Here is a 23,754-nt window from a genome sequence, read left to right on the forward strand (position 1 = left end):
GCCCCTAACGGCGGCAAGGCAGAGGATGAACATGCGCATCAAGACGGTCCAAGCCTGGTGGGTCCGCATACCGATCGAAGCCGCGCGGCAGCACCGCAGCGACTTCGGTCAGGTGACGACGTTCGACGCCGCAATCCTGCGTATCGAGACCGCCGATGGGCTGGTCGGCTGGGGCGAAGGCAAGAATGCCGCCGGCAGCACCGGCAGCTATGGCGCCCTCGTCCACATGCTGAACCACGAGGTCGGCCCGCAGCTGATCGGCTGCGATCCGGCCGACATCGGGGTGATCTGGGAGATGCTCTACAATGGCGTGCGCCACGACAGCGCCGCGCAAAACGGCCACGCCATGCCGCAATTGGCGCGGCGCGGCATCAGCGTCGCCGCGATCAGCGCCGTCGATATCGCATTGTGGGATATTCTGGGCAAGTCGTTGGGGCTTCCGGTCTGGCGGCTGCTCGGCGGCCGCAAGCTTGATCGCATGCCGGCCTATGCTTCCGGCGGCTGGGCCTCCACCGAGGCAATCGGCGAGCAGTTGAAATCCTATATCGCCAAGGGCGGCTTCAAGGCGCTGAAGATGCGGATCGGCGCGATGGACGGCGCTCCGCACAATTCCGCCGCCCGCGTCCGCGCCGCAAGACAGGCGCTCGGCCCCGAAGTCGACCTGATGGTCGATGCGCACGGCACCTATACGGTGGCGGAAGCCAAACGCTTCATCCATCTCGCCGGCGATCTCGATCTGGCCTGGTTCGAGGAGCCGGTCATCGCCGACGACAAACCCGGCATGGCCGAAGTGCGGGCGTCCGGTTCCATCCCGATCGCCACCGGCGAAAGCGAAGCGACGCGCTACGCCTTCCGCGACCTCGCCACGCTCAAGGCTGCCGACATTTTCCAGCCGGACCCGGCCTTCTGCGGCGGCATCAGCGAGGCGATGAAGATCGGCACCATCGCCAGCGCCTTCAATCTGCGCTTCGCGCCGCATCTGTGGGCCGGCGCGCCTTGCTTCTTTGCCGGGCTGCATGTCTGCGCTGCTTCGCCGGCTAGCTTTACCGTCGAATATTCGCTCGGCGCCAATCCGATGATCCACGATCTGATCGAGGAGACTGTCGAAGCAAAGGACGGTATGATAGCGATCCCCGAGAAGCCTGGACTGGGATTCACCCTTTCGGAACGTTTCCTGGAGGCGCACGCGCTACGCGGCTGATCATGAAAGAAAAGAACCTTCTCGCGGAACTCGCCGCCTATCTGTTCTCGCACTCCGACAAGGCGACCGGCCGAACGCCGTCGGAGCGTGAACTGGCGGAGCATTTCGCCGTCAGCCGCGGCCAGATCCGCGAGGCGCTGGCCATCCTCGAAGCCATGCGCATCGTCGAGCGCCGAGCCAAGTCCGGCATCTACATCGAGACCAAGCAGGCCAGCGTCGAGGCGATGGCGCTTTTTGCCAAGGCCGGCCTGCCGCTCGATCCGATCCAGATCTACGAGACCGTCGAGTTGCGCAAGATCCACGAGATCAAGGCTGCCGAGCTTGCCTGCTCGCGCGCCACCGAGGAAAATTTCGAGCGGCTGCGCGAAATCCTGAAGGCTTCGGAAGACCGTATTGCGGCGGGCGAGGGCCTCGCCAAGGAGGACCGCGAATTTCACCTTGAGATCGTGCGGGCAACCAAGAACAGCGTTTTTCACAACATATGCAGCCTCTATTACTTGATGGGCGAGCAACGCCTGCCGATCTACTTCAACGATCCCGAACGCAGCATGCGCTCGCATGCCGAGCACATCCAGATCTACGAGGCGCTGCTGCGCCGCGACGGCAACCTCGCCCAGGCGCTGATGAGCGCCCATCTGCAAGGCGCGGAAAGCTACTGGAAAGGCCTGATCGAGGGCGGTGGGGCAGAACCTGACAGCCCAGCGCTCGAACCGGTCTGACATGCCTAAGATCCTGACGACACACACGCTGCACCCGCGCGCCTCCGCCATGCTGACCGACGCCGGCGAACTCGTCGTCGCCTCCGCCCTCGATGCCGATACGCTGGCGACTGAGGCGAGGGACGCCGATATCATCATCGTTCGCGCGCCACTGCCATCAGCGCTTTTCGAGGGGGCGACGAAGCTCCGGGCCGCAATTCGCCACGGCGCCGGGCTCGACATGGTTCCCATGGAAGCCGCCACGGCAGCCGGCGTGCTGGTGGCAAACGTGCCGGCGGTCAATGCGCGCTCGGTCGCCGAATACGTGATGTTCGCGGCGCTGGCACTGCTGCGGCGCTTCCGCATGGTGGACCGCGACCTGCGGTCGAAGGGTTGGCTGGCCGGCCGCGACCACACCATTCTCGCCAGCGAACTCGCCGGCAAGACCATCGGCATTGTCGGATTCGGCGCCATCGGACAGGCAGTCGGCCATATCGCGGCACATGGTTTCAAGCTGAACGTGGCGGCGACGACGCGCAGCAGGAGGCCGGCGCCGGACAGGGTGGGGTTCCTGTCGATCGACGCGCTGGTCGAGCAGAGCGACATCATCGTTCTGTGCTGCCCGCTGACAGCGGAGACGCGCGGCCTGATCAACCGCGAGCGCATCGGTCGAATGAAGCCGCACGCGCTGCTGATCAATATTTCGCGCGGACCGGTGATCGACGACGAGGCGCTGATCGAAGCCCTGCAGAAGGACCGTATCGGCGGTGCCGCGCTCGATGTCTTTGCAACGCAGCCGCTGCCGCCCAATCACCCCTATTTCGGCTTCGACAATGTCATTGTCACGCCCCATATGGCCGGCATCACCGAGCAGTCGATGATGCGCATGGGCGTCGGTTCGGCTGATGAAACCTTGCTGGTTCTGGCCAACAAATTGCCGATCAATCTGCGCAATCCCGAAGTGGTTGAGCACTACCGGCGGCGGTTCCCGGCCGACGCGTAGCGCTACCGCCGTTTCGCCCAATTTCTGCAGGACGCTGCTCCCCATGCTCGTTTTTCGCCGCACGCCGCTGCTTGTTGCGATCGTTTCGATCTGCGTCCTGCCCCTCGGTCGCTGCGGCCGAGAGCAATCACGTCTATTGCGACAACAGCCTGCGGTGCGTGATGGCGCCCTGTCCGTCGAACAGCGCGCTCGACCTTGCCACGGGCAAGATCATCAAGGGCGTGTCGATCGACATCGAGGAACTGCCGCCGCAGGACAAGGCACCCGATCTTTCGGACAAGCTCTACGCCGGCAAGGTCGTCGTTGTTGGCTCCATCGAGAACCGAACCCAGACCCTCAACGGCAAGCAATACACTCTGCCATGGCTGGTCGCGACCGGTATCGAACGCGCGTCCAGGGACAGCGAACGCGGCCACTGTTCGTCGCAATAACGTTCACATCTTCAACGGCCAAGCAGTGCCTCGACTCCCGCCGCGATGCGCAGGAGCCGCTGGTCGTCGCCGTGGCGCGCCACCAGCATCAGCCCGGCCGGGCGCGCCATTCCCGGCATCGGCAGCGAGATCGCGCAGAGGTCGAACTGGTTGGCGACCTGCGTGTTGCGCAGCAGAAGGCCTTCCGTACGCTCACACAGAGCTTCGTCGCTGGTCATCGACACGATGGTCGGCGCGGTGACCGGCGTGGTCGGCAGGGCCAGCACATCGACAGACGCCAGCCGCTGGTCCGTGGCGGCGACAAGCGCCGTGCGGCGGCGGATTGCCCTTATATAGGCCGTGGCCGGAACGGCGGCGGCGCGCGACAACGGCTCGCTCACCCGCGGATCGACCGGCGTCGTCGGACCTGTCGCCAGCCAATCTGCATGGACCGCGGCGCCCTCCATTGCCGCAATCGAGGCCCGCCTGGTTGCCGCGCGCAAATCGGCGAGGAGGTCGTCGATGGGCAGATCGGCGAGGCGTGCACCGGCGAGTTCAAGCTTGCGAGCACATCGCTCGAACGCCGCCGCGACCTCTTCTTCGATATCCTCGAAGAGCAGGCCGTGGGGAACGCCGATGCGCAGTCCGGCAAACCGAAGCGGAACCAGAGCCACAGGCTGCTCGCCCGCCATCACCGCATCGGCTGCCGCACATTCGGCGACGGTGCGTGCGAGCGGGCCGATAGAGTCGAGCGTGTGGGACAGCGGGAAGACGCCATCGCGCGGTACCCGCCGCGTCGTCGGCTTGAAGCCGACGACACCGTTCAGCGCCGCCGGAATACGCACCGAGCCGCCGGTGTCGGAACCGATCGAGATTTCGCTTGTGCCTTCGGCAACGGAAACACCGGCGCCGGAGGAAGAGCCACCTGCGATCCGGCCGGCGTCGGTCGCATTGCCGGGCGTGCCGTAATGCGGGTTGACGCCGATTGCGGTGAAGGCGAATTCGGTCATGTTGGTCTTGCCGATGATCACCGCGCCCGCTTGCCGCAGCCGCCGCACGATGACGGCATCCCGCAGCGCCGGCGCTGCGGTCCTGAGCAACAACGAACCGGCCGTGGTCGGCTCGCCGGCGACATCGAACAGGTCCTTGATCGACAGAATTGTTCCGTCGAGCGGCCCGAGCGTCACGCCGGCTCTGCGCCTGGCATCGGCGGCGTCGGCTGCTGCTCGTGCGGCTTCCGGATAGAGTTTTACGAACACGCTTTCATTGTCGGCGCGGACGGCGAGACGCGAAAGGACGGCTTCGAGGCGGTCGCGGGCTGATTGCATGGCACAGTCTACTTTTTTATTGTCGCCCGAACAGCCCAGCACACTGACGTCGATGGCTCTAGCGATAGCCAGTCGCATCGGCTGGTTTGCCGGCGTCCTGAACCTCGGGAACGTAGCGCCACGCGTCAGGCCGCGAGCCGTCGAGATCGGTAAAGCCGTAGACCTGCGCCAGCCCGCCACTCGACAGCGACTGTCCGTTCCAGCGCGAACGATCCGGGTCCGCCGCAAGCGCCGCCACTGCGCGCCCGATAAAGCGCGGGGTCTCGGAAATGACGAAATGCGGCACTTTTGCTGTCGCATCACGCCAGTTGTCCTCGGTCACCCCGAAAGCTTCCAACATCATTTCCGAACGCAGCCAGCCGGGTGTCAGCGAAATCGAGGTGGCGCCGTGCGGGGCGAGGTCCTTGGCATGGGCCCAGGCCATACGGGTCACCGACACTTTGGCGAGGTCATAGAACGGTGAGAGCCGATAATGCTCGGCATTATACTCCGCGGTGCCGTCGGTGACTTCGACCAGCAGGCCGCCCGGGCGCTCGATCAGAAGCTGCAGCGCGTAATGCGCGGTGATCAGATGCGTGTCGATGCCCAGCCGCAACATGCGCAAACCATTGGTGAGATCATGTTTCCAGATCGGCTTGTTCCATTCGAACAGTTTCTCGCCGCCCCAAATGTCGTTGACCAGCACATCGAGGCGGCCCTGCTCGGCACGTATCCGGTCGACCAGCTTGCGCACGTCTTCGGCAACCAGATGGTCGACTTGCACAGCGATGCCATGGCCGCCTTGCGCTGAAACAAGCTCCGCCGTTTCTTCGATCGTTTCCGGTCGGGCGTATTCGGACTGATGCGCGCGTGTCGTCCGCCCGGTGACGTAGACCGTCGCGCCCGCGGCACCCAGTTCGACAGCAATGCCTCTCCCCGCACCGCGCGTGGCGCCAGCGACCAAAGCGACCTTTCCCTCAAACGTCATTGAACCTCCCCGGACTCTGACCAACCAATGCTCTGACCAACCAATGCTGGCCTTCTTCAATGTTAAGGTATATAAATGATCATTCGGTTATAAATGGATGTCAAGATGCCTCGGCAAAAAACGCAATCCGACGAGGACGTGCTGGAAGCGGCGCACCGGCTGATCCACAGGCATGGCCCGGAGGCACTCACATTTGAACGGCTGTCCCAAACTTGCGGGCTCTCCGGCTCGACCCTGGTGCAGCGTTTCAAGAACAAGGCCACGCTCAGGCAAAGAACCTTGCTGCAGGCATGGGACAGGCTGGACGCGAAGACGACAAAGCTCGCAGACGCGACGCCGAGGACCCCTTTTGGCGCTATCGAATTGCTGGTGGCGCTGTCACGCGACTATGGCGGCATCGAATCCTATGCCGAGGGCCTGCTCGTCCTGCGCGAAGATCTGCGCGATCCGGTGCTTCGTGCGCGGGGGGCGTCGTGGAAGGCATCCCTGTGCAACATCCTCGACTCTTGCTTTGCCTCTGTCGTCGACACGCCGTTGGACATCGGCCTGCTGATGGCATCGCACTGGCAAGGCTCGCTGCTTTGGTGGAGCTTCGACCCGAAAGTCGAAGTTGCAACCTATGTCGAAGACAGTCTGGGCCGTTTCGTCGCCGCAATCGCCACGGCCCGAAAGCCATAACGTCTTCGGGCCATTTGTTGGAGGCTTCCTACGTGCTTAGGTTGCGCTTCTCGGGCCAAGCAAAAACGCCGCCAAGGCCGCCAGCAACGTCGCGATCCCGCAATAGGCGAAAGCGCTGGCAACGCCGGCATTGTCGACCAGCAGGCCGCCGAAAACGGCGCCCAGTGCGATCGCCACCTGGAATGTGGCGACCATCAGCCCGCCGGCGCTTTCAGCCTGGTCGGGAGCGGCTCGCACCAGCCAGGTCTGCAGCCCGACCGGCACCGCGCCAAAGGCAAAACCCCAGGCGGCCACCGCTATCGCCGCCACCGCGGGCGAAGCGCCGATGGTCAGCAGCAGAAGTGCCGCGACCGCAATCAGCAGCGGCGCCAGGCCCACCGCGGTCTTGAGGCTTCGTTCAGCCATGAACCCGCCGGCAAAGTTGCCGAAGAAGCCACCGATGCCGTAGGCGAGCAGCACAAGCGAGATTGTCTCGATGTCCAGCGCGGGCACCTTCTCGAGAAACGGGCGGACATAGGTGAAGCCGGCAAAATGTCCCGAGGCGACCAGCAGGACCACCAGGAGCGCAACCCTGATCATCGGCCGCTTTATTACCTCCAGCAAGGTCCGAAAGCTTGCCACGCCCGCCGGCGGCAGCTTCGGAAGGGTGGCGATTTGCACCAGCAGCGCCAGGGCGCCGACAACAGCTGCGATCATGAAGGCCGTTCGCCATCCCCAGATGTCGCCGACATAGGCACCGACCGGGGCCGCACAGACGGTCGCCACCGAAACGCCGGTGAGGATGATCGACATGGCGCGCGGCATCAGCCGCATCGGGACAAGCCGCATCGCCATGGCCGCCGACATCGACCAGAAGCCGCCGAGGCTGATCCCGAGCATGATGCGGGCGATCAGAAGCACGGGAAGCGAGGACGCAAACGCCGCCAACAGGTTCGACAGGATCAGCAGCACGCTCAGTCCCCACATGACGAGCCTGCGGTCCAGCCGTTTGGTGACGATGGCCATGGTCGGAGCGGCTATCGCGCCGACAACGGCGGTTGCCGTCACCGCTTGGCCGGCGGTGCCTTCGGTCACACCGAGATCCTGCGCCAGCGGCGTCAACAGGCTGGCAGGCAGGAATTCCGCGGTCACCAGCCCAAACACACCGAGCGCGAGAGATATGACCGCTCCCCACGCCGGCTCGGCTCGTTCATCGGTTTCCGCCGGATCGAGAACGGCTGACATGACGCCTGTCGCGGGTTCGGTCATGATGGGATCTCCGATCTGGTTGCAGGCAACATTTGGCTGCAGTGCAACATAGGGAGTGACCGCCTGGAGTTTCCATGCTAGAAACACCATCATGCTTGACCATTCGTCCAAAATTCCGGTCACCGGCGATCCGCTGACAGACATATTGCGCGGGTTGCGGCTCGACGGCGTCGAATATGGCCGCTGTGAAATGCAGGAGCCCTGGGGCCTCCAGTTTCCGGCCCAGACGGCGGCGCGGTTTCACTTCATCGGCCGCACAGGATGCTGGTTGCTGCAGCCGTCCGGCGAATGGATCGAGCTCAAGGCGGGCGACGCGGTGCTGCTGCCGCGCGGCGCGGCACACGTCCTGGCGAGCGAGCCGGGCACCGAGGCTTCGCCGATCCAGGGCTACGAGGTCGCCGAGGTCTGCAAGAACGTTTACTGCCTGTCCAACGAAGGCTGTCGGCCGGGGACGCTGCTGTTTTTCGGCAGCATGTATTTTAATCTCGACGGTTTGCACCCATTGCTCGGCATGATGCCTGACGTGATGCGCGCGCACGAGTTGGAAGCCTATGAACCTGGTATCCCGCATCTGCTGGAGGCCATGGCCCGCGAGGTGACAATGGAGCGCGTCGGCTCCGGCGGCATTCTGGCACGGCTGGCCGATGTGCTGGCCGCCACCGTCATCCGCTCGTGGGTCGAGCGCGGCTGCGGCGACTCGTCCGGATGGATTGCGGCAGTGAGGGATCGCGAGATCGGCCGCGTGCTGGCCGCGATCCACCTCGAACCGGACCGCGACTGGACGGTGGAAGCCCTGGCCAGGATGATGGGCGCCTCGCGATCAGGCTTCGCCGAACGCTTCGCGACGATCGTCGGCGAAACGCCGGCCAAATATGTCACCCAGGTGAGAATGCACCAGGCACGGCAATGGCTGGTCCGCGACCGGTTGAAGATTTCCGTCGTCGCCGCGCGCCTGGGTTATGAATCCGACGCGTCGTTCAGCCGGGCGTTCAAGCGCGTCATCGGATCGGCTCCCAGCCATTTCCGGGCCGAGGAACAGGCAGAGACCCGCCAAGCCGGCTAAACCTGGCCACAGGCTTCAAGCCCGCCTGGCATCCTCCCGCCCAACAGACGCGCATTTTTGCGCGACGCGCTTTAGCCTGCGTGACGAAGGCTTATCCCGGTACCCTTGTCGAACAGCACCACCTTGTCCGGATCCCAGGCAAAGCGCACCGGCTGCTCGATCTCGACATCGGTTCTGGCCGGCACCGTGGCCCGCAACATGGCGTCGCCGACCCGCAGCGTCAGGATCTTTTCGACGCCATGGTTCTCGACATCATGGACGCGCGCTTCCACCGGCGCCCCGCTCTCGAGATAGAGATCCTCGGGACGAATACCGAAGACGAGCGAGCGACCGTCGGTCTCGCCGCTCGTCCTGGCCCCCCCTGCAAAAGGCAGTTCGAAATTCAGCGGTGCCATCACCGCGCGGCCGTTGACGAGCTTGCCGTCGATGAGGTTCATCGGCGGCGAGCCGACGAAGCTCGCCACATAGGTGTCGCGCGGATTGTTGTAGATCTCATAGGGCGTGCCGGTCTGGACGATGCGGCCATGGTTGAGCACGCCAACCTTGTCGCCCATCGACATCGCCTCGATTTGATCGTGCGTGACGAACAGGAAGGTCTGACCAAGGTTCATCTGGATGTTCTTCAGCTCGGTGCGCAGCGCCTCGCGCAACTTGGCATCGAGCGCCGACAACGGCTCATCCATCAGGAACACGCGCGGCTTCCTGACGATGGCGCGACCAATCGAGACGCGCTGCATCTCGCCGCCAGAGAGGCGATCCGTCTTGCGGTCGAGCAGATGCTCGATACGCAAGGTCTTGGCAACGCGGTCGACACGCCTCTTGATCTCGTCGGGCTCGATGCGGCGGATTTTCGGCTTCAGCGGGAATTCGAGATTTTCGCGCACCGTGTACCGCGGATAGAGCGAGTATTGCTGCAGAACCAGCGCCACGTCGCGCTCGGCCGCACCCCAGTCAGCGACATCAGCGCCGTCGATGAATATCTGCCCTTCGTCCGGTTTTTCCAGGCCGGCGATCATGCGCAGCGTCGTCGTCTTGCCGGCGCCGGTCTCGCCGAGCAGCACGAAGAACTCGCCGTCGGCAATGTCGAGATTGAGCCCGGTCAATGCGGTGTGATTGCCGAATGCCTTTGAGATGTTCTTGAGCTGGATATGGGCCATCAGAGTCTCACCCCCAGCGAATTGCCGCTTGCCGTGTCGAAGAAATGCGCCTGCGCCGGGTCGAGCTTGGCGAAGACCTGGACCCCCGCCTTGCCGACGAAACCGGAACGGGTTCGGGCGCGCAACATCTGTGTCCCGACCTTGAGGTCGACAATGTCGTAGGAGCCAAGCGGTTCGATGATGTGCGCCTCGACCGGCAGATAACCGTCCGCCGGCTCGCGCGAGACTATCACACCTTCGGGGCGAATGCCGAGTGAGAGGCGGTCCTGCCCGACGTTCGCGGCGTCGAGCTGGCCGACCAGTTCGGCCGGGAAAACGAACCCTTCCGCGGCACCGTCGACGGTGACCCTGGCGCCGGAACCGTTCATGGTCACCGCTGCGTTGGCGACGTTCATCACGGGCGAGCCAACGAATTGCGCGACGAACAAATTGGCCGGGCGCGTATACACTTCCGATGGGCTGCCTACCTGCTGCAGAACGCCCTCATGCATGATGACGATGCGGTCGGCAAGGCTCATCGCCTCGATCTGGTCGTGCGTGACGTAGATGGTGGTTGAGCCCTGCTTGATGTGCAGCCGCTTGATCTCCGCGCGCATCTCCTCGCGCAGCTTGGCGTCGAGCGCGCCGATCGGCTCGTCCATCAGCATCGCCTTCGGCCGCCGCACCAGCGCCCGGCCGATTGCCACGCGCTGCATGTCGCCACCCGACAGCGCCGACGGCTTCTTGCCGAGCAGATCGTTGATCTGCAGCACTTTGGCGACCGAGCGCACCTCGCCGTCGATCTCCGACTTGCTCTTGCGCATGGCGCGTAACGGAAAAGCGATGTTCTCGTAGACGCTCATATGCGGATAGAGCGAGAACGACTGGAAAACCATGGCGATGTCGCGGTCGGCAGCTTTGAGATGCTGGACCGGCTTGCCGTCGATGAGGACATCGCCGCCGTCGATCGTCTCCAGCCCGGCGATGGCGCGAAGCGTCGTCGTCTTGCCGCAGCCCGACTGGCCGAGCAGCACGATGAACTCGTTGTCGTCGATCTTGAGGTTGAGGTCCTTGATGACCTGGACGGCGCCGAAGAATTTCTGGACGCCACGAAGCTCGATCTGGGTCATGCGTGACCTTCTTTTTCCGGCGCGCCGGTCGCCTGCGGCTTCTGCCTTGGGCCGACCCAGCCGGTGATCATGAACGTCAGCAGCCCGACGATGATGATCGTCGGCCCGTAACGGTGCAGGAAGAGGTTCCACGGCTGGCAGAGCGCGATGATGCCGCACACCATCACGATCTCGGCCGTGCGCTGGATTGTAGCATGGCGGATCATTTGCGGATCGCTCCGAAGGACATGCCGCGCAGGAGGTGGTTGCGCAACAGGAAGGTGAAGATGGCGACAGGCAGCAGGAACAGGAAGGTTCCGGCGGCAATCACCGTCCAATCCGACAGGCCGGAACCGACTTGGCTTGGAATGAAGGGCGGCGCCGTCTGGGCCCGCCGGTTGGTCATGATCAGCGCGAAGGCATATTCGTTCCATGCGGTGATGAAGCAGAACACGGCGGTGGCGGCGATGCCGGTGGCCGCCTCCGGCAGCACGATCCTGAAGAAGGCCTCCATGCGCGTATAGCCGTCGACGAGGGCCGCCTCCTCGTACTCCTTCGGAATTTCGTCCATGAACCCCTTCATCAGCCATACCGAGAAGCTGAGGTTGAAGGCGGTGTAGAGGATGATCAGGCCCCAATGCGTGTCGTTGAGGCCGACTGCCCGGTACATCAGGAACATCGGGATCGCTACCACCACCGGCGGCAGCATGCGCGTCGACAGGATGAAGAAGAGCAGGTCCTGTTCCCCCTTTATCTTGAAGCGCGAGAACCCGTAAGCCGTGAAGGTGCCCATGCCGACGGCAAGGATCGTCGAGGTGATGGCCACGATCAGCGAATTCATGAAGCGGCTCGGATAACCGGACCACTGCACCTCGCCCTTGCCCGAGCGCACCACCTTCTCGCCGCCGTCAAACACCAGTCGCTCCCACCACGGGGCGGCGGCGTATTGTTCCGGCGTCGGCGCAGTGCGCAGTTGCGAGCGCTTGGTGAACAGCTTGACGAAGGGCGATATCTCCGGCTGGAAGACCACCGTCGGCGGGATGGTGGTGGCAAGGTTGCGCGGCTTGAACGCCGTCGAGGCTATCCAGTAGATCGGCGCCAGAAAGATGATCGTGACGATCAGCACGCCGACGATGGCGAGCTTGTTGAGCGAACGCTCGGCAGAGGTGGTGACAGCGGCCATGCTAGCGCTCCTTCACCTTGTTCAGGTATTTGACGTAGATGTTGGTGATCGCCAGGATCATGATCAGCACGATGTAGGCGAGCGCGCAGGAGCGCCCGGTCTGCCATTCCTGGAACGCCATCTTGTAGAGCCGGATCGAGATCACCTCGGTGGTTGGCTGGCTGGTCAGGATGTAGGCAAGATCGAAGGTCTTGAACGCCTCCATAGTGCGAAAGATGATCGCGATCATCAGGATCGGCGCGACCAAGGGCAGCGTAATGCGAAAGAACGTATAGAACGAGCCGGCGCGGTCGATCGCGGCCGCCTCGTAGAGGTGCTTCGGCACCGCCGACAGGCCGGCGAGCGACAGCAGCATGACGAAGGGCGACCACATCCAGATGTCGGTGATGGCAACCGCGTAGAGCGCCATGTCGGGGTTGGACAGCCACTCGAAGGAGCCGAGGCCGAGCGTATAGTTGATGATGCCGAAGGACGGATCGTAGAGCAGTTTCCAGAACAGGCCGACGACAGCCATCGACAGCATCATCGGCAACAGCAGCAGCGTCGTCAGCAGGCCCTTCAACGGGATATCCCGGTTGAGCAGCAACGCCACGCCGAAGCCGACGATGACCTGGCCGACCACGGAGACGATGACATATTTGGCGGTGATGGCGAAATTCGACCAGATGAACGGGTCGTTGAGCAACTCGCGGTAATTCTGCAGTCCGACGAAAGTGGCGGCGGCGGGGCTCGACGCGCGAAAGTCGGTGAACGAATAGCCGAGCGAATAGAGCAATGGAAAGATGTTGAAGACGATCAGGAAAACGATCGTCGGAATGATGAAGAGATTGCGGATCGTAAGGTCGCTCATACCGCGGGCGGCGGAACGCGACTTGGGATCCAGCGTGGTCATGACTGCAGTGGCCAAGGGCCGTTCCTCCGGAAAAGAAAACGGAAGGGGCGGGCTCCCGCCCCCTCCGAGCGTTAGTGCCGTTTACTTCACGCGGTTGTATTTCTTGAACGTCGCGTTCCAGTCCGCGGCGAGCGCATCGAGCACTTCCTTGGCCGTGCCCTGATTGCCGGTGATGTACGGATAGACGCGTTGGTTCATCTGGATGAGCAGCTCGGCATATTCCGGCGTCGCCCAGAAGTCCTTCACCTTGAACATGGTTTCGTAGAAGGCCTTGTTGTAAGGCGTGGCGTTCTGGAATTCAGGCGACTCGAGCACCTTGGCGCTTGCCGTGTAACCGCCGAGTTCCGCCCATTTCTTCTGCGTCTCGTCCTTGATGAACCATTCCAGGAACTTCATCGCCTCTTCCTGATTCTGCGAATAGGAGATGACGGAGATGCCCTGGCCGCCGAGCGCGGCGAACTGGTCGCCGTTCGGTCCTGGAGGGTTGGCGAAGAAGCCGGTGACCTTGGCATTCGGGTTGGAGGCTTCGTTGATCAACGCCGGGAAGAAGGCGAAGTAGTTCATGCTCATCGCCGCCAGGTTCTCAGTGATCGCCTGGTTGTCCTCGATGAAGAAGCTCTTGGCCCAACCAGGAGGGGTGAAGGAATAGAGCTCCTTGTAGGCCTCGAGCGCCTTGACGTTCTGCTCGGAGTTGATGATCCCGTCGACCTTGTAAGTGGAATAGTCGCCTAGTTCGCCGCCGAAGGAGAAGATGGCGTTCTCGACGCCCATCACCAGAGCATCGTACGAGTTATCGGTGTAGATGGCGACGCCGTAGCGCTTCTCGTCGGGACGGTGGAAGAATTCGGCGATGTCGCGCAGCTGCTTCCAGTCCTTCGGCACGCCGAGGTCGTAGCCGTACTTGGCTTTGAAGGCTTCCATCTCCTTCGGGTCTTCGAACCAGTCCTTGCGATAGGACCAGCCGACCGCGTCGCCCTCGGCCGGTATCGACCAGTATTTGCCGGAGTTGGACGGATATTCGGCGTAGTATTTCACCGTTGCCGGCGCCATCACTTCCTTCAGATTGTGCTTGTTGAAGAAGTCGGTGAGGTCGACATAGTGGCCGGCCTCGGAGGCCGCGCCAATCCACTGCGAATCGCCGACGACCATGTCGTAGGCGCTGCCCTTGGCGTTGAACTCGGTGAACGCCTTGGTCTGGAAATCCGGCCACGGCGTCGTCTCGACCGTGACTTTCACGCCGCTCTCGGCCTCGTAAAGGTTGACGAGTTCCTGCAAATAGTTCGCCGGATCCCACTCAGCCCAGAAGATGGTGAGTTCCTTATCCTGCGCGTAGACGGACGTTCCGCAGGCGAGCACTAAGCCGATACCAGCAAGCATGCTGGTCATTGTCTTGCGCATGATGATTTCCTCCCTTGTGCGCATTCTACCGTATCATCCGAGCCGGCGGCGAGGCCGGCCCTGGTAGTTCCTTCCGTGATGGCGCCGTTCCGGTTTTCGAGCCTCCTCGCCCAACCGGAAATGGATCGCAGCCCTCACTTTCGACCCGCTATATTGTCCTGATCTGGTATTACCAATTTCGGACGCACGTCAAGCTCTTTCTTGGACGATGGCAGGGCCTCAAACAAGCAGATTCCAGCAACATCTGTCTGTTTTTCTTAAATTTTCCTACTCGTTGATACGCAAGACCCTTGTTCGCGCTACGGAACGCCGACTATTGTCAGTAGTAGGCATCCCCATCTGGTCGAACCAGATCGATACTATTCCGCAGCTGTCGCCGGCGCAGGTCTGTTTCCTCCAGCCATCGATTCCATCACTGCAGCCCGCACCAGGGCGCCGGCTGCCCATTGAGCTACCGACATCATCTTGCGGCTGTCCAGTCCCCATATATCCTTCAGCACGATCAGCACTTCGACTCCGAAGGTCAACGACAGGGCCTGTGCCAGGCGCTTGAATTCACGTGGCGGCAGCCGGCTCTTGAGCGGTGCGATCGCGTCCTTGAGCAGGTCGATGCGATGGCCGCGCGTGAAGGCCGGTTCGCCGCCCAGCGTGCCGGCCTGCTGCCGCGCCCACTGTTCGAGCGACAGTTTTAGCGCTGCCTTGAACGTCGCCTCGAAGGCTTCGATGCGCGGCATGGCCGTGTCGAACAGTTCGGCGACGCGGCGCTCGGGATCGGCCGAGGCCGATTTCCAGGTGAGGATCGGCCCCAGCCCTTCATCGACCACCGCCTGCACCAGCGCCGCCTGGCTTGGAAAATACCGATAGGCGGTGGCGCGGGAGACTTCCGCCGCTTCGGCGACCTCGCTGACCGAAGGCGTGGCGCCCGCCTGCATCAGCCGTGTCGCCGTAGCCAGCATCAGCCGCCTTGTGCGGGCGCGCGGCCCGCGCGCTGCTGCAGAACCGGCATCGTCGGGCACTGCGGCTGGTTGACGTGAGACATTCATGTCAATATGATACGCACGTCTCAAAAAATTGCAATGGCCTTTCGCGCTGCCGAACGGCCGCGCAAAAGAGGGGCAGGCGGCGACGCCGAGTGCGCCTTGAACCGGGGAAACGCAATGAAGCGCGTCTATGTGCTGGGCACCGCCGACACCAAGGGTGAAGAACTCGCCTTTCTGGCCGATGCGGTCGCCGCCACCGGTGCTGCTGTCGCCCGCGTCGATGTTGGTACGCGCAAGGCGACCGTGCCGGTCGATGTCCCGGCCGAAGAGGTCGCCGGCCACCATCCCGACGGCAGCAGCGCCGTGCTGGGCGGCGACGACCGCGGCACCGCGGTGGCGGCAATGGCCATCGCCTTCACCCGGTTTGTCCAGTCGCGCACCGATATAGCAGGCATGATCGGTATCGGTGGTGGTGGCGGCACTTCGATCATCACATCAGGCATGCGCGCGCTGCCGCTCGGCCTGCCCAAGATCATGGTCTCGACGCTCGCCTCGGGCGACACCGCGCCTTATGTCGATGTCTCCGACATCGTCATGATGCCGTCGGTGACCGACATGGCCGGCTTGAACCGGCTGTCTCGCGTGGTGCTGCACAACGCTGCCCAGGCGATAGCAGCCACGTCTGCAAAACCGGCGCCGCCGCCCGACGGCAAACCATCGATCGGGCTCACCATGTTCGGCGTGACCACGCCGTGCGTGACTTCGATCGCCGACGAGCTTCGTTCGACCTATGACTGCATGGTCTTCCATGCCACCGGCACCGGCGGCCGCACCATGGAGAAGCTGGCCGACAGCGGCTTGCTGTCCGGCGTCATCGACATCACGACGACAGAAGTCTGCGACCTCCTGTTTGGCGGCGTTTTGCCGGCAACCGAAGACCGTTTCGGCGCGATCGCCCGCACCAGGCTGCCCTATGTCGGCTCGGTCGGCGCGCTCGATATGGTGAATTTCTGGGCGCCGCCGACCATTCCGGAACGCTATAGCGGACGGCAGTTTTACGAGCACAATCCGAACGTGACGCTGATGCGCACGACGCCTGACGAAAGCCGCAGGATCGGCGAATGGATCGGCGAGAGACTGAGCCTCTGCGAGGGACCCGTCCGGTTCCTCATTCCCGAAAAAGGCGTTTCGGCGCTCGACATCGAAGGCGGCGCCTTCTTCGACCCTGAAGCCGATGCAGCACTCTTCGAGGCCATCGAGCGCACGATCATGCCGGACAACACACGTCGCGTGATCCGCTTGCCGCTGCACATCAACGATCCCGAATTCGCCAAGGCTGCGGTAGCGGCTTTCCTCGACAACGCCAGACAGTGAGAGACGAAGTAATGCCCGCCATACCGCGCAAGAAGATCCTGGAAAAGTTCCGCAAGATGATTGCCGGCGGCGTGCCGATCGTCGGCGGCGGCGCCGGCACCGGGCTGTCGGCCAAGGCCGAGGAGGCCGGCGGCATCGACCTGATCATCATCTACAATTCCGGCCGCTACCGCATGGCCGGCCGCGGCTCGGCTGCCGGCCTGCTCGCCTATGGCAACGCCAACGAGATCGTCAAGGAAATGGCCTACGAGGTGCTGCCGGTGGTGAAGAAGACGCCGGTGCTGGCCGGCGTCAACGGCACCGATCCCTTCGTCATCATGCCGCTGCTGCTGGCCGAGCTGAAGACGATGGGTTTTTCCGGCGTGCAGAACTTTCCGACCATCGGCCTGTTCGACGGCCAGATGCGGCAGAGTTTCGAGGAAACCGGCATGGGCTTCGGGCTCGAGGTGGACATGATCGCCGCGGCACACGAACTCGATCTGCTGACGACGCCCTATGTATTCAACCCCGATGAGGCGCGCGCCATGACCAAGGCCGGCGCCGACATCGTCGTCGCTCATATGGGGGTGACCACCGGCGGCTCGATCGGTGCGACATCGGCCAAATCGCTCGACGACTGCGTGACGGAGATCGACGCCATCGCTGAAGCGGCGCGTGCCGTGCGCAAGGATGTCATCCTGCTTTGCCATGGCGGGCCGATCTCGATGCCGGACGATGCCCGCTACATTCTCGAACGCTGCAAGGGCCTGCACGGCTTTTACGGGGCAAGCTCGATGGAGCGGCTGCCGGCGGAAGCGGCGATCGCCAGGCAGACTGCCGATTTCAAGGCGGTCTCGCTGGAGCAGCGGACCCAAAAGTCGGAACCGGTTTTGGGAAAATCCGATGCGCAAACGAAAAAAAGCGGCGCCAAGACGACCGCGAAGAAAAAGAAGGGATGAGACGATGACCGACAAGAGCAAGGTGTTTGTCTACCCGAAGGATGTCAGCGCCTTCGGCTTCGACTGGGGCAGGCTGTCGTTGACGGTGGCTCCCGAAGTGAACGGCGCTGCGCGCTTTTCCGGTGGCGTCGTCGACCTTCCGTCCGGCAAAGGCCACACACGCCACAATCATCCGGGTGCGGAAGAGATCATCTTCGTCATATCAGGCAATGGCGAGCAGATGGTCGAGGACGAGGACGGCAATCCGGTCGTCGAGAAGGTTGGCCCCGGCTGCACCATCTATGTGCCGGAAAGCCGCTTCCACTCGACACTGAACACCGGCGATGCGCCCATGCAGCTTTTCGTCGTCTATTCGCCGGCCGGGCCGGAGTTGGCGCTGCGCGACCTGCCGGATTTCAGGCTGCTGCCGCCGGGCGAGAAGTGATCTCTGCACACCCGCCTCCTTGTTTGCGGCAGGGCTAATCGCATTTGTAGTTGCCCCCTCATCCGGCCGCTTCGCGGCCACCTTCTCCCGAGGGGAGAAGAGGTAGACGCCGTCGCTGGCGATCTCCTCTCCCTTCGGGGAGAGGTCGGATTGTCCCGAATTGCCCTTTGCAATTCGGTTGGCAATCCGGGTGAGGGGGCAGCGCCTTCATTGCAGTGCTGTCAAACTCCACCCCGGTTCCAGCCCCGGCTCCGATCGCCGAACATCACGTAGCCAGTCTCGGTGACCGCCAGCGTGTCCTCGAGCTTGATGAAGCCGCGCGTCGGGTGCAGCATCGTCGTCTCGACCGAGAGCACCATGTTTTTCTCCAGCGGTTTTTCGGCATAGGTGCCCTCATAGGTCACCGGATGGTTGGTCATCAGGAACGGCGCCTCATGGGTGATCAGCCCCATGCCGTGGGCGAAGAAATCGGTGTAGGGCGCGACCTTTGACGCTTTCAGCACGCCTTCTGCGTGAGAAATCATGTCACCACCCAGCGTGCCGGCACTGACCTTGGAAAAGGCCGCCTGCTGCACCGCCTCGACTTCGGCCAACAGATCCTCGAGTTCGGCATCCGGCTCGCCCAAAATGCCCATGCGGCAGAGGTCGCCGATATAGCCGTGGTAATTGCCGCCGGAATCGATCGACATCACCTCGCCCTTCTTCCAGGCCTGCGGCGAGCCGGCGCGGTTGTGGCTGGAGCCGAGCGTCAGCAGGCAATATTCGAAATGCGCGCCGCGATTGGTCTCCTCGCGCCGCAGCTGCTCGATGATCTCGGTCTTGGTCGTGCCTTCGCGCGCCCAGGCAATGGTCGCCAGCATGGAATCGGTGATCAGTTCGGAGGCGATGCGCAACTTCTCCAGCTCCGCATCCGTCTTGATCGCCCGCATCCGCTCCAGCATATCGGTCGCATCGATCAGCCTGGCATCCGGCAGCGCCTTGCGGATCAGCGTGTAGGCATCCGACGGCAGGAAAGCCGGCTCGATGCCGATGCGGGCGTTGCCCTTGCCGATTTTCACCAGGTGCTCGACCGCGAGATTGGCGGCGTCGAGCGTGCCCCAGCAGGCGGCGTGGAAGGTCGGCGTCCAGAACGGGTTGTTCTGGTGCTCGGCGCCCTCCATACGGTTGCCGATATAGGCGGCGTGGTCCGGGCCGCCCTTCTCATAGACGACAACAGGCAGATAGCGGCTGTGGCCGATCGCATCCATGGCAGCGAAGAAGATGAACTTGTAGCCGCCAAGCAAATATTGCGTGTTGTGCTTGGAGGTGGCGAGCAGCACATCGATGCCGGCTTCCTCCATCAGCCGATCGACCCTGGCATGATCGAACGGGATGGTGCTGACGGCATTCTGACCCGGGGCGATGTTCATCTTTTTCTCTCCCTGAATTCCCTGGCCGGCCGATCAATTGCGGCAGTCTCTGGTCCTACCAGAAAAAGTCGGACCGAACCGCTTTCTGTAACTGGTCCAGCGGACGAAAATTTCAAAGCCACATGAGGATGCGCCAAATCCGTCTCTGGCGAAACCCTCGGCAAGGCTCATAATCACCCTTGCAAGGATGCCGTCCGGCGTCCGAGGGTAGTGGCCACCCGGCCGAGTGGCTGAGAGGGACGGAGTTCGATCATGTCAGAGGTCACAATTTCCAGACGCGGCGTGCTTGCCGGTTCGGCACTCCTGCTGGCTTCGACGGCGCTGCCGACGATCGGCTGGGCACAGACGCCGAAGAAAGGCGGGCGGCTGGTCGTCGCCGCCGATTCCGAGCCGCGCAACCTCAACCCGGCGATCGTCGCGTCCAACGGCGTCTTCTTCATTTCGAGCAAGATTGTGGAACCGCTGGCCGAGGCGTCCTTTGACGGCAAGGACGGGCTCGACCCGCGCCTGGCGACAAGCTGGGAGGGCGCCGCGGACGGCTTGTCGGTAACGTTCAAATTGCGCGAGGGCGTCAAATGGCATGACGGCAAACCCTTCACCTCCGCCGACGTCGCGTTCTCGGCGCTGCAGATCTGGAAGCCGCTGCAGAATCTCGGCCGCACCGTGTTCAAGGATCTGGAGGCGGTCGACACGCCAGACGAACTGACGGCGGTTTTCAAATTCGCCAAACCAACACCATTCCAGCTGATCCGCAACGCCTTGCCGGCGCTGACCAGCGTGGTACCGAAGCACATCTACGAGACGGGAAAGATCGAGGAGAACCCGGCCAACAACGCCCCGATCGGCACCGGCCCGTTCAAATTCGCCGAACACAAGCCAGGCGAATATTACCGGCTGGAGAAGAATGGCGACTATTGGGGCAAGGGCCAACCTTACCTCGACGAGATCATCTATCAGGTGCTGCCCGACCGCACCTCGGCGGCAAGCGCGCTCGAGGCCGAAGAGATCCAGCTCGCCGCCTTTTCCGCGGTGCCGCTGGCCGATCTCGACCGCATCTCAAAAGTGCCTGGCCTCAAGGTGATCACCAAGGGTTATGAGGCGCTGACTTATCAGCTCGTCGTCGAGATCAACCATCGCCGCAAGGAACTGGCCGACCTGAAGGTGCGCCAGGCGATCGCCCACGCCATCGACAAGGATTTCGTCGTCAAGACGGTGTTCCTCGGCTACGCCGCCACCGCCACCGGCCCGGTGCCGAAAAACGATCCGCAGTTCTATACGGCCGATGTGCCGACCTATGCCTTCGACGTGGCCAAGGCCAATGCCCTGCTCGACGAAGCCGGCTACAGCAAGGGTGACGACGGCAAGCGCTTTTCGCTGAAGCTGCTGCCGGCGCCCTATTTCAACGAGACCAGGCAGTTCGGCGACTATCTGCGCCAGGCGCTCGCCGCCATCGGCATCGACGCCCAGCTGGTCAACAACGACTCGGCCGCGCATATCAAGGCGGTCTACACCGACCATGCCTTCGACCTTGCGGTCGGGCCGCCGGTGTTCCGCGGCGATCCGGCAATTTCGACCACCATCCTGGTGCAGAGCGGCATCCCGGACGGGGTGCCGTTCTCCAACCAGGGCGGCTACAAGAACGACGAACTCGACGCCCTCATCGCCAAGGCGTCGGAGACGCTCGACCCCGCCGCGCGGACGGAACTTTACAATGAGTTTCAGAAAAAGGTCGCAGCCGACCTGCCGCTGATCAATGTCGCCGAATGGAGCTTCATCAGCGTTGTCAGGGACACGGTGGGGAATGTCGCCAACAACCCGCGCTGGGCGGTGTCGAACTGGGCGGACACCTATTTGGAATTGTGACACACTCGCGCGGATGAAAATTCGCAGCGAAGTCTGTGTGGAAACTTGGTCAAATGCCGAGTTCCTTCGCACCCCCCTCTGTCCTGCCGGACATCTCCCCCGCAAGGGGGGAGATTGGCTGGCCGCAACGTCGGCTCGTTTGCCTGCTGCGTTGAAGATTGGCGAAATCGCCGATGACATCCGATCTCCCCCCTTGCGGGGGAGATGTCCGGCAGGACAGAGGGGGGTGCCTGGGCGGGGCATTTCTCACGATCGGCACATCGCCAAGCAGCCGGCGCCGCCATGACCCGCGCGCTTCTCCTCCTTCGCCGTCGCCTCGTCGGCAGCGTCTTCGTGCTGCTGATTGTCGTGATCGGCACTTTCCTTTTGCTGGAAGCCGCCCCCGGCGACGCGGTCGACGCCTATATCGCCTCGACCGGCGGTGACGCCGGCATGATCGAATTGCTGCGTCATCGCTGGGGCCTCGACCAAACGGCGCTGACGCGGCTGGCCAACTATCTCTGGGCGCTGCTGCATCTCGACCTCGGCCAGTCGGTGACGTTCTCGCGGCCAATCCGCGACGTCATCCTCGAACGCCTGCCCAACACGCTGCTGTTGATGGGCAGCGCCACCGCGCTCTCCTTCGGGCTCGGCTCGGCGCTCGGCATCTATGCCGGCGCCAGGCCCGGCGGCTTTCGCGACCGCTTGCTGTCGATCGGCTCGCTGGCGCTCTATGCCGTTCCCGGCTTCTGGCTCGGGCTGGTGCTGATCATCGTCTTTGCCGTCGACCTGCGCTGGTTCCCGATCGGCGGCATCGAGAGCATCGCGTCGGGCAAGACCGGACTTGACCGCGCGGCCGATATCACCCGCCATCTCGTGCTGCCGGTGTCGGCACTCGGCTTCATCTATCTGGCACTCTATCTGCGCATGATGCGCGCCGGCATGGCCGAGGTCTGGCGGCAGGATTTTGTCCTCGCCGCCCGCGCCAAGGGGCTCTCCCGCCGCCGCATCGTGCTCGCCCACGTCGCCCGCAACGCGCTGTTGCCGCTGGTCACCATGCTCGGCCTGCAATCGGCGCAGATGCTCGGCGGCAGCGTCGTCATCGAAAGCGTCTTTTCCGTTCCCGGGATCGGCCGGCTGGCGCAGGAGGCGGTGGCAGCGCGCGACACGCCGCTGCTGCTCGGCATCATCCTGGTCAGCGCCGTTCTGGTCATCATTATCAACCTTCTTGTCGACATCGCCTACGCCTTCCTCGATCCGCGCGTCGGCGCCAGCGAGGCCAGCGCGTGAGCCCGCTTCGCCGCTTTCTTCGCACGCCGGAAGCGGCCGCCGGCGCGATCATCCTGGTAGCGCTGTTCGCCATGGCGCTGACAGCGCCTTTGTTCTTTCCCGGCGATCCGCAAGCCATTGCCGGGCCGGCATTGCTGCCGCCCTTACAGGACTGGTCGCTGCCGCTCGGCACCGACCGGCTCGGCCGCGACGTGCTGGCCGCGCTTCTTCACGGCGCCCGTACCTCGCTGGCGGTCGGGCTGGCGGCAGCGGCAGCAGCCCTTGCCGTCGGCGCGATAGTCGGCACGCTGGCCGGCTTTGCCGGCGGTCTCGTCGACGAGGTGCTGATGCGCATTACCGACGCCTTCCAGACCGTGCCGAGCTTCCTGCTGGCGCTGGCTTTCGTCAGCGTCGTCGGGCCGTCGCTCGGCGTCGTCGTTGCGGCGATCGCGCTCGGCGCCTGGACGGGGCCGGCGCGCGTTGCGCGCGCCGAAGTGCTGTCGATCCGCGAGCGCGATTTTGTCGCCGGCGCCCGCGTCATCGGCATGCATCCGCTGGAGATCGCCTTTCGCGAAGTGCTGCCCAACGCATTGCCGCCGGTGCTGGCGCTGTCGTCGGTGATCGTCGCCGCGGCGATCCTCACCGAGGCGGCACTTTCGTTTCTCGGCCTCGGCGACCCCAACCGCGTCACCTGGGGCGGCATGATCGCCGAGGGTCGCGCCGTGCTGCGCACCGCGCCCTTTCTGTCGATCATTCCGGGCGTGGCACTCGTGCTGACCGTGCTCGGCGTCTACCTCGCCGGCGAAGGCGTCGTCGAAACGGCTGCGGTGAGAAGGAGCCTGTCGTGACGACGCTGCTTTCGATCCGCGATTTGACGGTGACCTATCGCCGCGACGGCAGCGAGGTCGCGGCGCTGAACCATGTCAGCCTCGATGTCGACGCCGGCGAGCGCTTCGCCATCATTGGCGAGAGCGGCTCGGGCAAGAGCACTCTGGCGCTGGCCATTGCCGGGCTGCTGCAGGGTTCTTCCAAGGTTGGAGGCTCGATCGAGTGGTTTTTGCCATTGTCGCCCTTTGGTGCCAAGGCACCCCCCTCTGTGCGGGGGGGCGGGGGGGGGGGGGGGGGGGGGGGGGGTGGAGGGGGGGGGGGGGGGGAAAAAAACCCCCCCCCCCCCACCCCCCCCCCCCCCGGGGCGGGCGGTGGG

General features: G+C 63.6%; 24 protein-coding genes. 13 read left to right on the plus strand and 11 right to left on the minus strand.

Annotated elements, in window-relative coordinates; translation table 11 throughout:
• The first annotated feature begins 31 nt into the window (after positions 1-31).
• The 4 genes from AC0L3H_RS20120 to AC0L3H_RS20135 all read left to right on the plus strand — a co-directional run bounded on the left by AC0L3H_RS20120 (position 32) and on the right by AC0L3H_RS20135 (position 3,333).
• Positions 32-1,201: a mandelate racemase/muconate lactonizing enzyme family protein gene (locus tag AC0L3H_RS20120; protein WP_077380677.1), complete on the plus strand. Its 1,170-nt coding sequence runs from the start codon at positions 32-34 to the stop codon at positions 1,199-1,201.
• Positions 1,202-1,203: 2 nt separating this feature from the next.
• Positions 1,204-1,920: a FadR/GntR family transcriptional regulator gene (locus AC0L3H_RS20125; protein ID WP_473586649.1), complete on the plus strand. Its 717-nt coding sequence runs from the start codon at positions 1,204-1,206 to the stop codon at positions 1,918-1,920.
• A gap of 1 nt (position 1,921) precedes the next feature.
• Positions 1,922-2,902, plus strand: a complete 981-nt coding sequence (locus AC0L3H_RS20130; RefSeq protein ID WP_473586650.1) for a hydroxyacid dehydrogenase — start codon at positions 1,922-1,924, stop codon at positions 2,900-2,902.
• Between the two features lie 161 nt (positions 2,903-3,063).
• A complete protein-coding gene (locus AC0L3H_RS20135; RefSeq protein ID WP_473586651.1) occupies positions 3,064-3,333 on the plus strand; it encodes a hypothetical protein in 270 nt (89 codons plus the stop codon).
• 11 nt (positions 3,334-3,344) lie between these two features.
• On the opposite strand, the gene AC0L3H_RS20140 is transcribed toward AC0L3H_RS20135, so the two are convergent.
• The gene (locus AC0L3H_RS20140) at positions 3,345-4,640 is read right to left on the minus strand and encodes an amidase (protein WP_473586652.1); all 1,296 of its coding nucleotides are present in this window, start codon (positions 4,638-4,640) and stop codon (positions 3,345-3,347) included.
• 58 nt (positions 4,641-4,698) lie between these two features.
• A complete protein-coding gene (locus tag AC0L3H_RS20145; RefSeq protein WP_473586653.1) occupies positions 4,699-5,607 on the minus strand; it encodes an SDR family oxidoreductase in 909 nt (302 codons plus the stop codon).
• A gap of 105 nt (positions 5,608-5,712) precedes the next feature.
• On the opposite strand from AC0L3H_RS20145, the gene AC0L3H_RS20150 reads away from it, so the two are divergent.
• Positions 5,713-6,285, plus strand: coding sequence for a TetR/AcrR family transcriptional regulator (locus tag AC0L3H_RS20150; RefSeq protein WP_473586654.1), 573 nt, complete (start codon positions 5,713-5,715; stop codon positions 6,283-6,285).
• A 36-nt stretch (positions 6,286-6,321) separates the two neighbouring features.
• On the opposite strand, the gene AC0L3H_RS20155 is transcribed toward AC0L3H_RS20150, so the two are convergent.
• Positions 6,322-7,533 carry an MFS transporter gene (locus AC0L3H_RS20155; RefSeq protein WP_473586655.1) on the minus strand — a complete coding sequence of 404 codons (1,212 nt, stop codon included), beginning with the start codon at positions 7,531-7,533 and terminating at the stop codon, positions 6,322-6,324.
• Positions 7,534-7,624: 91 nt separating this feature from the next.
• Here AC0L3H_RS20155 and AC0L3H_RS20160 point away from each other — a divergent pair, with 91 nt between their 5' ends.
• A complete protein-coding gene (locus AC0L3H_RS20160) occupies positions 7,625-8,596 on the plus strand; it encodes an AraC family transcriptional regulator (RefSeq protein ID WP_473586656.1) in 972 nt (323 codons plus the stop codon).
• Between the two features lie 71 nt (positions 8,597-8,667).
• Here AC0L3H_RS20160 and AC0L3H_RS20165 read toward each other — a convergent pair whose 3' ends face one another.
• From AC0L3H_RS20165 to AC0L3H_RS20195, 7 genes are all read right to left on the minus strand, one after another.
• Positions 8,668-9,753 carry an ABC transporter ATP-binding protein gene (locus tag AC0L3H_RS20165; RefSeq protein ID WP_473586657.1) on the minus strand — a complete coding sequence of 362 codons (1,086 nt, stop codon included), beginning with the start codon at positions 9,751-9,753 and terminating at the stop codon, positions 8,668-8,670.
• Complete coding sequence (locus AC0L3H_RS20170) at positions 9,753-10,862, minus strand: ABC transporter ATP-binding protein (RefSeq protein WP_473586658.1); 1,110 nt, start codon at positions 10,860-10,862, stop codon at positions 9,753-9,755. The genes AC0L3H_RS20165 and AC0L3H_RS20170 overlap by 1 nt, the downstream gene beginning before the upstream one ends.
• Positions 10,859-11,068 (minus strand): hypothetical protein, encoded by a 210-nt coding sequence (locus AC0L3H_RS20175; protein ID WP_473586659.1) that lies wholly within the window; start codon positions 11,066-11,068, stop codon positions 10,859-10,861. The genes AC0L3H_RS20170 and AC0L3H_RS20175 overlap by 4 nt, the downstream gene beginning before the upstream one ends.
• Positions 11,065-12,024, minus strand: a complete 960-nt coding sequence (locus AC0L3H_RS20180; protein WP_473586660.1) for a carbohydrate ABC transporter permease — start codon at positions 12,022-12,024, stop codon at positions 11,065-11,067. Before AC0L3H_RS20180 ends, AC0L3H_RS20175 begins: the two co-directional genes overlap by 4 nt.
• A 1-nt stretch (position 12,025) precedes the next feature.
• A complete protein-coding gene (locus AC0L3H_RS20185; RefSeq protein ID WP_473586661.1) occupies positions 12,026-12,931 on the minus strand; it encodes a carbohydrate ABC transporter permease in 906 nt (301 codons plus the stop codon).
• Positions 12,932-12,997: 66 nt separating this feature from the next.
• Positions 12,998-14,314, minus strand: coding sequence for an extracellular solute-binding protein (locus tag AC0L3H_RS20190; protein ID WP_023797333.1), 1,317 nt, complete (start codon positions 14,312-14,314; stop codon positions 12,998-13,000).
• 359 nt (positions 14,315-14,673) lie between these two features.
• Complete coding sequence (locus AC0L3H_RS20195) at positions 14,674-15,357, minus strand: TetR/AcrR family transcriptional regulator (protein WP_473586662.1); 684 nt, start codon at positions 15,355-15,357, stop codon at positions 14,674-14,676.
• A gap of 114 nt (positions 15,358-15,471) precedes the next feature.
• On the opposite strand from AC0L3H_RS20195, the gene AC0L3H_RS20200 reads away from it, so the two are divergent.
• The 3 genes from AC0L3H_RS20200 to AC0L3H_RS20210 are packed head-to-tail and all read left to right on the plus strand — an operon-like array spanning position 15,472 to position 18,030.
• A complete protein-coding gene (locus AC0L3H_RS20200) occupies positions 15,472-16,668 on the plus strand; it encodes a Tm-1-like ATP-binding domain-containing protein (protein WP_473586663.1) in 1,197 nt (398 codons plus the stop codon).
• Between the two features lie 11 nt (positions 16,669-16,679).
• Complete coding sequence (locus tag AC0L3H_RS20205) at positions 16,680-17,606, plus strand: phosphoenolpyruvate hydrolase family protein (RefSeq protein WP_473586664.1); 927 nt, start codon at positions 16,680-16,682, stop codon at positions 17,604-17,606.
• A gap of 4 nt (positions 17,607-17,610) precedes the next feature.
• Positions 17,611-18,030: a cupin domain-containing protein gene (locus AC0L3H_RS20210; protein ID WP_473586665.1), complete on the plus strand. Its 420-nt coding sequence runs from the start codon at positions 17,611-17,613 to the stop codon at positions 18,028-18,030.
• Positions 18,031-18,251: 221 nt separating this feature from the next.
• Here AC0L3H_RS20210 and AC0L3H_RS20215 read toward each other — a convergent pair whose 3' ends face one another.
• Complete coding sequence (locus AC0L3H_RS20215) at positions 18,252-19,439, minus strand: M24 family metallopeptidase (RefSeq protein ID WP_473586666.1); 1,188 nt, start codon at positions 19,437-19,439, stop codon at positions 18,252-18,254.
• 252 nt (positions 19,440-19,691) lie between these two features.
• On the opposite strand from AC0L3H_RS20215, the gene AC0L3H_RS20220 reads away from it, so the two are divergent.
• The 4 genes from AC0L3H_RS20220 to AC0L3H_RS20235 form a co-directional block, all read left to right on the plus strand.
• Entirely contained in the window at positions 19,692-21,302 is a 1,611-nt protein-coding gene (locus AC0L3H_RS20220) for an ABC transporter substrate-binding protein (protein ID WP_473586667.1), read from the plus strand.
• Positions 21,303-21,584: 282 nt separating this feature from the next.
• Positions 21,585-22,571 carry an ABC transporter permease gene (locus AC0L3H_RS20225; RefSeq protein WP_473586668.1) on the plus strand — a complete coding sequence of 329 codons (987 nt, stop codon included), beginning with the start codon at positions 21,585-21,587 and terminating at the stop codon, positions 22,569-22,571.
• Positions 22,568-23,398, plus strand: coding sequence for an ABC transporter permease (locus AC0L3H_RS20230; protein ID WP_473586669.1), 831 nt, complete (start codon positions 22,568-22,570; stop codon positions 23,396-23,398). Before AC0L3H_RS20225 ends, AC0L3H_RS20230 begins: the two co-directional genes overlap by 4 nt.
• A 29-nt stretch (positions 23,399-23,427) precedes the next feature.
• On the plus strand, positions 23,428-23,754 hold a 327-nt coding region (locus tag AC0L3H_RS20235), incomplete at its 3' end, for an ATP-binding cassette domain-containing protein (RefSeq protein ID WP_473586688.1).

Source organism: Mesorhizobium sp. WSM4816 (assembly GCF_055811535.1).

What these genes read in the sequence shown, in the direction of transcription:
- AC0L3H_RS20120 (WP_077380677.1), top strand. Translation starts at nt 32, where the DNA reads ATGCGCATCAAGACGGTCCAAGCCTGGTGGGTCCGCATACCGATCGAA.
- AC0L3H_RS20125 (WP_473586649.1), top strand. Translation starts at nt 1,204, where the DNA reads ATGAAAGAAAAGAACCTTCTCGCGGAACTCGCCGCCTATCTGTTCTCG.
- AC0L3H_RS20130 (WP_473586650.1), top strand. Translation starts at nt 1,922, where the DNA reads ATGCCTAAGATCCTGACGACACACACGCTGCACCCGCGCGCCTCCGCC.
- AC0L3H_RS20135 (WP_473586651.1), top strand. Translation starts at nt 3,064, where the DNA reads ATGGCGCCCTGTCCGTCGAACAGCGCGCTCGACCTTGCCACGGGCAAG.
- AC0L3H_RS20140 (WP_473586652.1), bottom strand. Translation starts at nt 4,640, where the DNA reads ATGCAATCAGCCCGCGACCGCCTCGAAGCCGTCCTTTCGCGTCTCGCC.
- AC0L3H_RS20145 (WP_473586653.1), bottom strand. Translation starts at nt 5,607, where the DNA reads ATGACGTTTGAGGGAAAGGTCGCTTTGGTCGCTGGCGCCACGCGCGGT.
- AC0L3H_RS20150 (WP_473586654.1), top strand. Translation starts at nt 5,713, where the DNA reads ATGCCTCGGCAAAAAACGCAATCCGACGAGGACGTGCTGGAAGCGGCG.
- AC0L3H_RS20155 (WP_473586655.1), bottom strand. Translation starts at nt 7,533, where the DNA reads ATGACCGAACCCGCGACAGGCGTCATGTCAGCCGTTCTCGATCCGGCG.
- AC0L3H_RS20160 (WP_473586656.1), top strand. Translation starts at nt 7,625, where the DNA reads ATGCTTGACCATTCGTCCAAAATTCCGGTCACCGGCGATCCGCTGACA.
- AC0L3H_RS20165 (WP_473586657.1), bottom strand. Translation starts at nt 9,753, where the DNA reads ATGGCCCATATCCAGCTCAAGAACATCTCAAAGGCATTCGGCAATCAC.
- AC0L3H_RS20170 (WP_473586658.1), bottom strand. Translation starts at nt 10,862, where the DNA reads ATGACCCAGATCGAGCTTCGTGGCGTCCAGAAATTCTTCGGCGCCGTC.
- AC0L3H_RS20175 (WP_473586659.1), bottom strand. Translation starts at nt 11,068, where the DNA reads ATGATCCGCCATGCTACAATCCAGCGCACGGCCGAGATCGTGATGGTG.
- AC0L3H_RS20180 (WP_473586660.1), bottom strand. Translation starts at nt 12,024, where the DNA reads ATGGCCGCTGTCACCACCTCTGCCGAGCGTTCGCTCAACAAGCTCGCC.
- AC0L3H_RS20190 (WP_023797333.1), bottom strand. Translation starts at nt 14,314, where the DNA reads ATGCGCAAGACAATGACCAGCATGCTTGCTGGTATCGGCTTAGTGCTC.
- AC0L3H_RS20195 (WP_473586662.1), bottom strand. Translation starts at nt 15,357, where the DNA reads ATGAATGTCTCACGTCAACCAGCCGCAGTGCCCGACGATGCCGGTTCT.
- AC0L3H_RS20200 (WP_473586663.1), top strand. Translation starts at nt 15,472, where the DNA reads ATGAAGCGCGTCTATGTGCTGGGCACCGCCGACACCAAGGGTGAAGAA.
- AC0L3H_RS20205 (WP_473586664.1), top strand. Translation starts at nt 16,680, where the DNA reads ATGCCCGCCATACCGCGCAAGAAGATCCTGGAAAAGTTCCGCAAGATG.
- AC0L3H_RS20210 (WP_473586665.1), top strand. Translation starts at nt 17,611, where the DNA reads ATGACCGACAAGAGCAAGGTGTTTGTCTACCCGAAGGATGTCAGCGCC.
- AC0L3H_RS20215 (WP_473586666.1), bottom strand. Translation starts at nt 19,439, where the DNA reads ATGAACATCGCCCCGGGTCAGAATGCCGTCAGCACCATCCCGTTCGAT.
- AC0L3H_RS20220 (WP_473586667.1), top strand. Translation starts at nt 19,692, where the DNA reads ATGTCAGAGGTCACAATTTCCAGACGCGGCGTGCTTGCCGGTTCGGCA.
- AC0L3H_RS20225 (WP_473586668.1), top strand. Translation starts at nt 21,585, where the DNA reads ATGACCCGCGCGCTTCTCCTCCTTCGCCGTCGCCTCGTCGGCAGCGTC.